Raw genomic sequence first — 11,510 nt, 5'->3', positions numbered from 1 at the left:
GCCGCCACTTGCTTGGTGGTCATCGCCGCCAACTGCGAAGTCGTCAAATTACCCACCTGGCCAGTCGTCAATGCCACCACCTGCGCTGTCGTCATCGCCGCCAGTTGTGCCGTCGTCAGTTTCGACGTTTGTAACGACGTCATGGCTGACACCTGATCTGTAGACAAGGAAGCAATCTGCGCCGTTGCAAAACCAGTCAATTGGGTTGAAGTAATGGCAATCAACTGTGCCGTGCTGAATGCATTGACTTGGTTGGTAGTGAATGATCGGATTTGTGCGGTTGAAAGCGTATTCAAACCTGATGTTTTCAGAACCTGAATTTGATTGGTGGTCAAAGACGCCAATTGCGAGGTTTTAAGGTTGGCGGCTTGGTTTGTCGTGATGGCAATGACTTGGTCCGTAGACAGTGCTGCAATTTGCGCAGTTAAAAAACTTTCGAATTGCGCAGAGCTCAGCGTCGCTAAATCACTGGTTTCTAAGCCAGCTAATTGTGAAGTAGTGAATGAAGCTATCTGGGTCGTAGCCAACTTAGAGGCCTGCATGGTCGTCAACGCAGCAACCTGGTCAGTGGTCAAGGCCGCCATATTTGTATTGCTGAGTTGACTCAATTGGCTGGTGGTCAAATTAGCAATTTGACTGACAGTGAATGAGATGATTTGAGCGCTTGTCAAAGCATTCAATTGCGCTGAAGTCAACGACGCAACATCATTGGTCGCCAAGGCAGATAACTGCGATGTAGTAAGTGCTCTTATCTGATTGGTCTTTAAATTACTGAATTGGTCTGTTGTCAAACCCACCAATTGATCCGTGGTTAACGAGGAAATTTGAGCAGTAGACAAGCCTGTCAGTTGAGCGGTACCCATGGCAGTCACTTGGGTGGTGCTCATCGATGACAGGTCTAATGTTTCAATGGCCACTAACTGCTTTGTGCTCAAAGCTGTCACTTGTGCGGTGGTGAGACTACTCACTTGTAGCGATGTCAGGGCAGCTACTTGCGCTGTTGTAAGCGATGAAATATTACTGGTGGTAATCGCAATGAGATCAGCAGTTTCCATTGCGGCGATTTGTGCGGTCGTCAACGCCACCAACTGCGAAGTCATTAAATTCGCAATCTGATCAGTACCCAGAGCAATCAGTTGCGCGGTTGTTAATCGAGCAATTTGTGACGTCTTTAAATTGTTGAGCTGAACCGTAGTTAAGGCAACCGCTTGGTCGGTAGTCAGTGAGGCGATTTGGGATGTTGTCAGTGAGGTAATCTGAGCAGTAGTGATAGCCTGTAAATCCCCAGTTTCCATGCTCGCCAACTGGGCAGTTTTAAAAGAGGACAATTGGATTGTCGTCAGATTACTAATCTGTTTTGAAGTCAACGATTGAACTTGATCGCTGCTCAAATTAATGATTTGTAGCGTACTTAAACTGACCATCTGATCAGTGGACATCACCATCATGTCGCTTGTTTCAATCGCAGCAATTTGTTTTGAAGTCAACGCCAGCACTTGCGCTGTAGATAAATTGGCGACTTGGTCAGTAGTTAGTGCGACTACTTGATTGGTAGTCAATTTTGCTATCTGTGCAGTGCTCAAACTGCTGATCTGATCAGTCGACAGCGTATACAGATTATCGGTACTCAAAGCTATCAGCTGCTTGGTAGTCAGTGCGGCCAATTGCGATGTTCCGAGTGAAACCACTTGATCGCTTGTCAAAACGCCGATTTGAACAGTTGTCAATACAGCTGTCTGGCTGGTGAGCAATTGACTGATTTGGTCTGTACTCAAATTGATGATTTGATCCGTACTCAAGACAGCAATTTGTGCAGTGGTGAATGCTGTGATTTGATCGGTAGAAAGAGCCACTAAATCATCAGTTCGAATTGCTACCACTTGAGCCGTAGTCAACGCTCGGACTTGATTTGTACTGAGTACTGAAAAATCTACAGTTTCCAGTGCGGCAATCTGTTTGACCGACATTGCCACAATCTGTGCAGTACTTAACTCAGCCACTTGATCAGAGGTTAGCGCCTGAATTTGATCTGTCGTCAGCACGGATACTTGTTTGGTACCCAGCACAGAAATCTGATCGGTAGATAAAACAGCTATATCACTGGTTTCTATGGCTGCAACCTGTTTACTTGTAAATGCAGAGACTTGCGCTGTCGTTAAGCTGGCGAATTGATCAGTCGACAAAGCAACTATTTGCGCCGTGTTCATCACAGCCAATTGACTGGTTTTAAAACCTACCAATTGATCTGTTGTCAAACTGGCAATCTGATCCGTTTTCATATTGCTGATTTGATATGTATTCAGCGCATTTAATTGCAAAGTGCTGAATTGCATCAAATCATCAGTTTCGAATGCTGCAACCTGTTTGTAAGACATTGCATTCAGTTGTGCAGTGGTCAGACCTGCCATTTGATCTGTGGTCAAAGACACGATCTCATTGGTGGTCAGACCTGCGATCTGTGCAGTCGTCATTGCAGCCAATTGGGCGGTACTCAGCGTGACGATGTCATCAGTTTCAATCGCAGCAACCTGCTTGCTGGTCAAAGCTGACAGTTGCAATGTTGCCAGTGAACTGACCTGGTCTGAGGTCAAGGCCGCTACTTGCTTGATGGTCAACGCGATGACTTGTGCCGTCGTCAAATTGTTCAACTGGTTTGTCGTCAAGGCTTGCACTTGATCGGTGGTCAGCACTGCCAATTGCGATGTTTTAAGGGCTGCAACCTGGCTGGTTCCCAAGGCAATCAATTGATCAGTGGTGAACGAAATGACCTGAGAAGTCTTGAATCCTTGGATTTGTGCCGTGGTGATTTCGGCCAAATCTTGAGTCTCCAGCGCAACGACTTGCTTGGTACTCATGGCATAAATCTGGTCTGTGCTCAGATTTTTAACTTGCAATGTTGTCAATGCAATGACTTGATCCGTCAATAATGCCGCAATTTGGTAGGTTGAGAATGCATTTAATTGGCTGGTGGTGATCGCCTGCAGGTCATCGGTCTCTATCACCGCCATTTGCTTGGCGGACAACGTGGCCAATTGAGTGGTTGCAAGCTTGCTCATCTGAGCCGTAGTCAAAGCCACGACTTGCGCCGTCGTGAGCACGGCCACTTGCTTGGTACTCATGGCATTCAACTGTGCACTGGTAAGCACGGGGACCTGATAGCTTGGATCAATTGCAGCAATTTGCGAAACAATCAATCCATACATTTGATCAACTGAGATGCTTTTGATCGTGTCCGTGGCCAAGTTGCTGATTGACGACGTGTTGATGGCTGCCACTTGCGCCGTCGACATCACAGCTATCTGTGCTGTGGTCAATCCTGCCATTTCAGTCGAAGTGGTTGCAGCAATAGTGGCTGTACTCAACGCTGAAATTTGCGTTGTCGTATAGCTTGATAAACCGCTTACACCAGTAACCACTTAAGTAACCCCTTGGTCCGGTCAAATGCCAGAACGTACTCTGGAATCGGAACTTGCCCACTATTCTTTAATAGTTACAACCTCCCCCTATAAACCACGTTCTCACTCTCAAAATATGCATTCATGTACCGATTTGTAAAGTGCTAAAAGTCTATGCAGTCAGCGGCAAAACATAGCCATTTTTTTGATTGAAAACGGCAAGAAATTGCCACTTTTTAATTTGTCAAGTTTTTTTTTCATAAAAGTTAAAGCTTGTAAAAACGACTCCGATTCTTTGGCTGTGGGGAGGCACAACCTCCATCTCTTTAACTCTTCAAAGGAAGTACCATGACTGTTGTAAATACGAACGTGAAGTCGCTGGTGGCTCAGGACTCACTCATGAAAAGCGGCCGTTTTTTATCCACGGCCATGGAACGTTTGTCTACTGGCAAGCGCATCAACTCTGCCAAGGATGATGCCGCTGGCCTGTCCATCAGCAACCGCATGGATGCACAAATCCGCGGCTTGACGATGGCTGTTAAAAACGCTAACGACGGCATCTCTCTGATGCAAACCGCTGAGGGTGCATTAGATGAAGTGACCAACTCTTTGCAACGTATGCGTGAACTCGCTGTGCAAGCAGTCAACGGCACCAACAACGCCCAAGACCGCGCCGCACTCGACGCCGAAGTTCAGCAGTTGAAGTCTGAAATCGATCGCACAGCCAAGACCACTCAGTTCAACAGCATCAATTTGTTAGACGGTTCTTACCAGAACAAGCTTTTGCAAATCGGTGACAAAGCCAACCAGACCCTCAAGATTGGTATCGCTGGCGCCAAAGTTTCTGATTTAGGCATGGGCACATCTGCAAATGCAGGCAATGTCTTCATCGGCGGCCGTATTGGCTACACACAATCCGGTGCTACTGTCGGTATCTCTACTTCTTTTGCCTCTGGCGGCAGTATGAGCCTGGTTGTGAACGGCACGGTTATTTCTGCCATCAAATCAAACACCAGTGGATCTAACAACTCGGTGTTGGATATCAATGACATCGTCGTCTCTATCAACAATTCACGTGCAGGCGTGACTGCAAGTGCTTTCAACGAATTTACCGCTGCCACTAAAGGCACAGGCATTATTTCTTCCGGCGCCTTCACCATTACAGTGACACCTCTTGATGGTTCAACCACTCAAACTGTCACGGTCACCAACACGGGTAGCATGCAAGAATTGGTTGACAAGATCAATTCACAAGGCGGCTCTAGCACCGTTCAAGCGCGTACCAACGATGAAGGCAAGTTGGTATTGTTCAATAAATCCGGCGCCACATTCTCCGTGACAGACACGACGGGCACAACTACGGTAGGTTACAACGCAGCTACTGGTTTCCTGAGCACGGCAACAAGCGTCAAAGGTATGTTGCGTCTAGAGTCGCAGACTGACAATCCGATTGCGATTGGTGTTCAAGGAAAATTGGGTACTGTAGGCACCATCACGGATGACGCAGCCAACTCTGCCTTGAAAACCTTGGGCTTGGTCCAAATCAAAGCGATTCGCAGCGGCACTTCTGCAACTGCATCCACAGCGGCCACGGAGACTTCCACAGAGGTGATGAAGGATGCTTATAGCTACGTGGGCTCAAGCATCACCACTTCAACCACCCAATGGATTGCCGGGGAGATCAAGATCAATGGTGTAGATATCTACCGCAACGGGCAAGATACCAACACCACGGCCAAGAAAGTGAATCTGATCAACAGCTTTGCTGACCAGACAGGTGTGTTTGCCAGCTATGGTTCCAACTCATCTGGCAATATTGCCATCACCTTGAACTCTGTCAACAACCGTCCGATCAGTGTGGACCTGGGCAACGATAACGTCAATTCAGCTTACGGTGGCTTTATTTCTCACGGACTGCGCTCTGTCAACGTCGGAGACGATTACTTCGACGCCACTACACCCACAGGCGCAGGAGGTTCGGGTTCTTCGATCACCGGTTTGAATGTACTGTCAGCTTCTTCGGCCACAGATGCGATCAAATCGATTGATAAGGCCATCGAGCAGGTCAGCATGTCACGTGCAGATCTGGGTGCATTCCAAAACCGCTTGATCGCCACGGTCAACAACTTGACCAATGTGGTGACAAACACTGAAGCGTCTAAGAGCCGCATCATGGATACCGACTACTCGAAGGAAACCACCAACCTGGCCAAGAGCCAGATCATTCAGCAGGCTGCAACAGCGATGTTGGCGCAAGCCAACCAGGCGCCGCAGATGGTACTGTCACTGCTCAAGTGATGACCGTCAGCCAGCCGGCTGAATAAGAAACCGGGATGCCAAAAACATCCCGGTTTTTTTTATGTCTTTTGCAGTTGCAACACAACCGAAGTGGCTTGACGGGCGGAAACTTGCATGTCGCCCCCAGACACTTGGTCTACAAACAAATGGATATCAGGGAAAAATGGGTATCTTTGGGTTCCAAATGACGTCCAATGGTATGCGTTAGCACACATTAATGTAGGAATTCCCAAAGCTCCACCAAACTGAGCGACCACGGTTCCAACTGAACACACCACGTCCAAGTTGGAGATGATGGCCACCACCGCTTCAAGATCAGTCTGCAAGTTGGTGTCTTCCCATCGAACAATACGGATGCCGTGCTGTTGTTCTATGGCCAGCAATTCATCTTCGCATTTTCCATATTGCAAATTGACTACGCAAATATCTGGATCTTGGAATAAAGCGTCCCAGTCGCTGAGTAAAGTGTAGGAATTGCCTCTGGTCGGGGAGACCACACCGCTACGCCAACAAATACCCACCAGTTTTTTATCACCGGCCAGTTCACGCAAGCGGCTGGCGTATTCGGCTTTTTTATCAGGGTCTGGTAGCAAATAAGGTGCTGATCGGTCGAAATCTTCTATGTGTTGTCTGTAAATGGCAGCCAAGCTGCCTAATGGAATCTGCAGATCAAAGTCGTCGTAAGGACTGTCGTGCGGGTAAACAGCCCGGTAAAGCTCATGCCGAACCTTGAATTGAGGAAACGATCTGGCCAGCATCTCTACCAGTCTTGGCTCACATTCCAAAATGACTTGACCATCAATGCCAGCCAACTCCGGCAGCATGGACCCGAACATGATTTCATCACCCAAGCCTTGCTCTCGCCAGACCAACAAACGCTTGCCCTTTAAAGGCTCGCCCTTCCAGCGAGGCACTTCAAAATTACGTTGCGGTCGACGCCCCCGGTTGGAATCTATCAGTGGACTAAAACCGTGTTCCAGCCTTTCCCAACCTTTCTCCAACTGCCCTAGTCTCAAATAAGCAAATGCAGTGTTGTGCAATGAGCCTATGCGACTTCGCTCTGGCATCAGTTTCCCGAACTTTTCAACAGTTTCGTTAATGACTTGGATTTTTCGCTCGTCATGATCGACCAGGCTGTTGGCAAGGTTTAAACGCGCAGTGAAATGCTGTGGATTTAAATCTACAGCTGTTTGAAAAGCAATATTGGCATCTTCATTGCGACTGACAGCATGCAGGCTTGCGCCCAAATTGTTGTAAGCGTCGGCATTGGTAGGTGCCAACTGAACAGTTTTAAGCGCAATTTCGATGGCTTTTTGGTTGTTTCCTTGGTTGGCATAGCATGAATGCAAATTAAACATCAAAGCAATGATTTCAGGCGTTCGTGACAGTTGATCTTCTAAAACCTCAATAGCAAGCTCTTCTTTTGCCCTGTTCATCAGGGACACTGACGTGATCAATGCGCCATTGGGATTGAGTGGCTGTAACCTGGTGGTTTCTCGACCTGCACTTTCGGCCAAATAAAAATCTTGGCTCTCCAACGCAGCCAAAGCAAGAATTTCATAAGCGTCACCGTTATCAGGCTCGTGCTTGATGACGGAATTGCAAAGCCGGATGCTCTCAGCATAATTTTTTCGATCGCGTTCTTTTTGTGCTTTGGCAAGCAAATGCAAATATTTATTTTTAATCATAAAAAAAGGGCTGAGATGACTCAGCCCTTATGCTAACACCCGACCCTGTTTATTTCAGCAGGGACAGTACCATCTGCGGCGCCTGGTTGGCTTGCGCCAACATCGCTGTTGCAGCTTGTTGGATGATCTGGCTCTTGGCCAGTTGCGTGGTCTCCTTCGAGTAATCGGTATCCATGATGCGGCTCTTAGACGCTTCAGTGTTGGTCGCGATATTGGAAAGGTTGTTGACCGTGGCGATCAAACGGTTTTGCACTGCACCCAAGTTGGCGCGCGACATGCTGACCTGCTCAATCGCATTGTCAATGGCCTTGATCGCATCTGTGGCAGAAGAAGCTGACAGTACATTCAAACCGGTGATCGAAGAACCCGAACCTCCTGCGCCCGTGGGCGTAGTGGCGTCGTAGTAATCGTCCCCGACGTTGATAGAGCGCAGTCCGTGAGAAGTAAAGCCGCCGTAAGCTGTATTGACGTTATCGTTGCCCAGGTCCACACTGATCGGACGGTTGTTGACAGAGTTCAAGGTGATGGCAATAGTGCCAGATGAGTTGGAACCATAGCTGGCAAACACACCTGTCTGGTCAGCAAAGCTGTTGATCAGATTCACTTTCTTGGCCGTGGTGTTGGTATCTTGTCCTGTGCGGTAGATATCTACACCGTTGATCTTGATTTCCCCGGCAATCCATTGGGTGGTTGAAGTGGCGATGGTTGAGCCCACGTAGCTATAAGCATCCTTCATCACCTCTGTGGAAGTCTCCGTGGCCGCTGTAGATGCAGTTGCAGAAGTGCCGCTGCGAATCGCTTTGATTTGGACCAAGCCCAAGGTTTTCAGAGCTGTGTTGGCTGCGTCATCCGTGATGGTGCCAGCAGTACCCAATTTTCCTTGAACACCAATCGCAATCGGATTGTCAGTCTGCGACTCTAGACGCAACATACCTTTGACGCTCACTGAAGTGGTCAGGAAACCAGTAGCGGCGTTGTAACCCACCGTGGCTGAACCCGTAGTATCAGCAACAGCGAATGTGGCGCCAGATTTATTGAACAATACCAACTTGCCTTCGTCGTTGGTACGCGCTTGAACGGTGCTAGAGCCGCCTTGTGAATTGATCTTGTCAACCAATTCCTGCATGCTACCCGTGTTGGTGATGGTGACAGTTTGAGTGGTTGTACCGTCAAGAGGTGTCACTGTAATGGTGAAGGCGCCGGAGGAAATAATACCTGTGCCTTTGGTGGCCGCGGTAAATTCGTTGAAAGCACTTGCAGTCACGCCTGCACGTGAATTGTTGATAGAGACGACGATGTCATTGATATCCAACACCGAGTTGCTAGATCCGCTGGATGTAGATTTGATAGCAGAAATAACCGTGCCGTTCACAACCAGGCTCATACTGCCGCCAGACAAGAAAGACGTAGAGATGCCGACAGTAGCACCGGATTGTGTGTAGCCAATACGGCCGCCGATGAAGACATTGCCACCAGAAGAACCCGTACCCATGCCCAGATCAGAAACTTTGGCGCCAGCAATACCGACTTTGAGCGTCTGGTTGGCTTTGTCACCTATTTGCAAAAGCTTGTTCTGGTATGAACCGTCCAACAAATTGATGCTGTTGAACTGAGTGGTCTTGGCTGTGCGGTCGATTTCAGACTTCAACTGCTGAACTTCGGCGTCGAGTGCGGCGCGGTCCAATGTGGTGTTGGTGCCGTTGACTGCTTGCACAGCGAGTTCACGCATACGTTGCAAAGAGTTGGTCACTTCATCTAATGCACCCTCAGCGGTTTGCATCAGAGAGATGCCGTCATTGGCATTCTTCACTGCCATGGTCAGGCCGCGGATTTGTGCATCCATGCGGTTGCTGATGGACAGGCCAGCGGCATCATCCTTGGCAGAGTTGATGCGCTTGCCAGTAGACAAACGCTCCATAGAGGTTGCAAGCACGCGACCGGATTTAACGAGCGAGTCCTGGGCGACCAGCGACTTCACATTGGTGTTGACTACTGACATGTTGTGTCCCTTTTCAAGTGTTTAAAAAATCACAAGCAGTAAGCTTGATGTTTCTTAAATCGGAATCAGGGAAAACTTCTTTAGGGCAAAGTGGCAAATATTTGCCGTTTTATTCAAAAAAGTGGCAAGGACTTGCCGATGAACTGATGTTGTTATAAGACCTTGTCAAACAACAAGCCCTTCATCTTCTCGATAGAGTGAGCCACGCGCACCACGACTTCCACAGGAATTTGTCGCACAACTTTGCCCGTGTTGTTGTCTGTGACCGTGATGACCGGACCACTGACAGCGGGATCCTTAGAGAAGCCCAAAGAACGACCAGAGTTATCAGCTAACTTTCTGAGTTCTGCCAACGCGTTTTCAACCTCTTGACGGTTACTCATCAAGGTATCCACCGATTTTTTGTTATTGCTGCTGATCTCAGAAAAGTTTGAGGCAACTTGCGCAGGCGCAGGTGTACTGGGTGGAGAGGCAGCACCAGCAGACAAGCTCAAATTAGGCTTGTTCTGAATAGGTTTTGATGAATTGATAGCGTCCACTTAGTCCTCTTTTCCAATAGGCCATTCGCCCGTGAAAGGATTTTCCACGGACTGTGAATCGGCAGGAAAAAAGATAACTTTAAAAAATAATTGCAGAAAGCGTCATAAATATTCTTAAGTATTACTTTTTGTAGGAATTCATCATGCCATCAAAGGTCGAAGTCAAGCTGGTTTGCATGCTCTTGGATTTACCCACCAAGGCTTCCATGGCGGAAAATTGCTTGTTGTAACGGGCCAATAAGGTCTGCATGCGCGTATCCAAGGTCGCAAGTTTGGCTTGGTAGCCCGTCACCTTCTTCTCATCGCTTTGACTGTTTTGTAACAGTGCGCCACTGGCAGACATGGTGGTGGTCAACCAGCTGGTCAAATCTGTTGCCACGCCCTTTCGGGTTGCGCCAAATTCGTTGGTTAATCCGCTGGTACCTGACAGCATGGTGGCCGCTTCATCGTAATACGCAGTGCTGTTGGTGGTGTAAGTTTTTTCGTCCAGTGTCAAAGAGCCATCGTTTTGCATCTTGACGCCCAAATCGCGCAGGCCGCGAATATGGGTGTTGCTGGTGCCTGAAGCTGTGCCAAACAACATTTGTTTCAAACTGCTTTGGATAGACTTCACGGTGGAATTACCCACCAAGGTTTTGCCAAAGTCAGGATCGCTTGACTTAGGGTCTGTGGCAGTCTTGATAAAGGTGTTCACATCATTGAACGCCGTGATCAAACTCTGGATATTGGCTTTCATGGCGCTGGTGTCGCGCGTGAGCTGAATAGATGAAGCCCCGACGGTCGACCCCAACAAATTCATTGTCAAACCTGGAACAATATCGGTCACCGTGTTTGAGGAACGGTTGTAAGTGATGCCATCAACCACTACCTGTGCATCCTTGGATTTTTGTAATGTGGTCGTCGGATTGGTATCAAAACCCAGACCACTGATTGACGACGTCATGGTGAACGAATTGCTCGCACCCGGCTGGCCGGTCACCATGATTTTGTAACGGTCGGCCGCACCCGCCACGCCCGAATCGACGACTTGCGCAGTCAAACCAACATTGGCTGAATTGATCGCGTCTTTCACGCCATCTAATGTGCTGTTTGAAGGCACAGTGATACTAACAGGAGTGGCACTACCCACCGTCAGGCTCAGAGTGAAATCTGTGCCTGAAATAACAGATGTGTTGTTGTCTGCGTAACCGCTTGCGGTGAGCGAGCGTTGCGCTCTGGCAATTTGATTGATAGTCACATCATGCTGACCTGGCAAAGCACTTGCATTCGTGGTGATATCGAAAGCGCTGGGTTGCGTATTTTTAACAGTCAGGCCAGCAAAATCCGTAGAGTCGTTCAGGTTGGCGACTTTCTTTTTCAGCTCAGACAGCACAAACATCATGCCGCCATATCCGGTGATTTCGGCCTTCACCCCATCTATCTTCTTGTTGATGAGATTTTCTTGAGGCGCGCGCTCAGCGGCAACCAAACTGGTAGCCAAAGACTTGACATCCATGCCAGACCCAGCCCCCAATGCAGAAATGAAATTCGGTGCTGGTGCCGTTGTGCTTGAAGTGGTGGTGGCCATAATTTTTTACCGTCTCATCATGAA

General features: G+C 48.4%; 6 protein-coding genes. 1 reads left to right on the top strand and 5 read right to left on the bottom strand.

The window, feature by feature from the left end; genetic code table 11:
• On the bottom strand, positions 1-3,362 hold a 3,362-nt coding region (locus tag AC9UG7_RS07255), incomplete at its 3' end, for a beta strand repeat-containing protein (RefSeq protein ID WP_509586068.1).
• Positions 3,363-3,743: 381 nt separating this feature from the next.
• Between AC9UG7_RS07255 and AC9UG7_RS07250 the strand changes: the two genes are divergently transcribed.
• The gene (locus AC9UG7_RS07250) at positions 3,744-5,693 is read left to right on the top strand and encodes a flagellin N-terminal helical domain-containing protein (RefSeq protein WP_509586066.1); all 1,950 of its coding nucleotides are present in this window, start codon (positions 3,744-3,746) and stop codon (positions 5,691-5,693) included.
• 59 nt (positions 5,694-5,752) lie between these two features.
• Here the strand turns inward: AC9UG7_RS07250 and AC9UG7_RS07245 are convergent, their stop codons facing one another.
• The 4 genes from AC9UG7_RS07245 to fliD all read right to left on the bottom strand — a co-directional run bounded on the left by AC9UG7_RS07245 (position 5,753) and on the right by fliD (position 11,486).
• Positions 5,753-7,381, bottom strand: coding sequence for a tetratricopeptide repeat protein (locus tag AC9UG7_RS07245; RefSeq protein ID WP_509586064.1), 1,629 nt, complete (start codon positions 7,379-7,381; stop codon positions 5,753-5,755).
• 49 nt (positions 7,382-7,430) lie between these two features.
• Positions 7,431-9,380: a flagellin N-terminal helical domain-containing protein gene (locus tag AC9UG7_RS07240; RefSeq protein ID WP_509586062.1), complete on the bottom strand. Its 1,950-nt coding sequence runs from the start codon at positions 9,378-9,380 to the stop codon at positions 7,431-7,433.
• Positions 9,381-9,532: 152 nt separating this feature from the next.
• Positions 9,533-9,919, bottom strand: coding sequence for a flagellar protein FlaG (locus AC9UG7_RS07235; protein ID WP_509586060.1), 387 nt, complete (start codon positions 9,917-9,919; stop codon positions 9,533-9,535).
• A 121-nt stretch (positions 9,920-10,040) separates the two neighbouring features.
• Positions 10,041-11,486, bottom strand: coding sequence for a flagellar filament capping protein FliD (gene fliD / locus AC9UG7_RS07230; RefSeq protein ID WP_509586058.1), 1,446 nt, complete (start codon positions 11,484-11,486; stop codon positions 10,041-10,043).
• Positions 11,487-11,510: the final 24 nt, after the last annotated feature.

The sequence above is a fragment of the Limnohabitans sp. genome, assembly GCF_046052765.1.
Lineage (GTDB): Bacteria > Pseudomonadota > Gammaproteobacteria > Burkholderiales > Burkholderiaceae_C > Limnohabitans.
This window is presented reverse-complemented; position numbering and strand designations above follow the sequence as displayed.

Excerpts from the sequence above, each read along its gene's own strand:
- AC9UG7_RS07250 (WP_509586066.1), top strand. The coding sequence starts at position 3,744 with ATGACTGTTGTAAATACGAACGTGAAGTCGCTGGTGGCTCAGGACTCA.
- AC9UG7_RS07245 (WP_509586064.1), bottom strand. The coding sequence starts at position 7,381 with ATGATTAAAAATAAATATTTGCATTTGCTTGCCAAAGCACAAAAAGAA.
- AC9UG7_RS07240 (WP_509586062.1), bottom strand. The coding sequence starts at position 9,380 with ATGTCAGTAGTCAACACCAATGTGAAGTCGCTGGTCGCCCAGGACTCG.
- fliD (WP_509586058.1), bottom strand. The coding sequence starts at position 11,486 with ATGGCCACCACCACTTCAAGCACAACGGCACCAGCACCGAATTTCATT.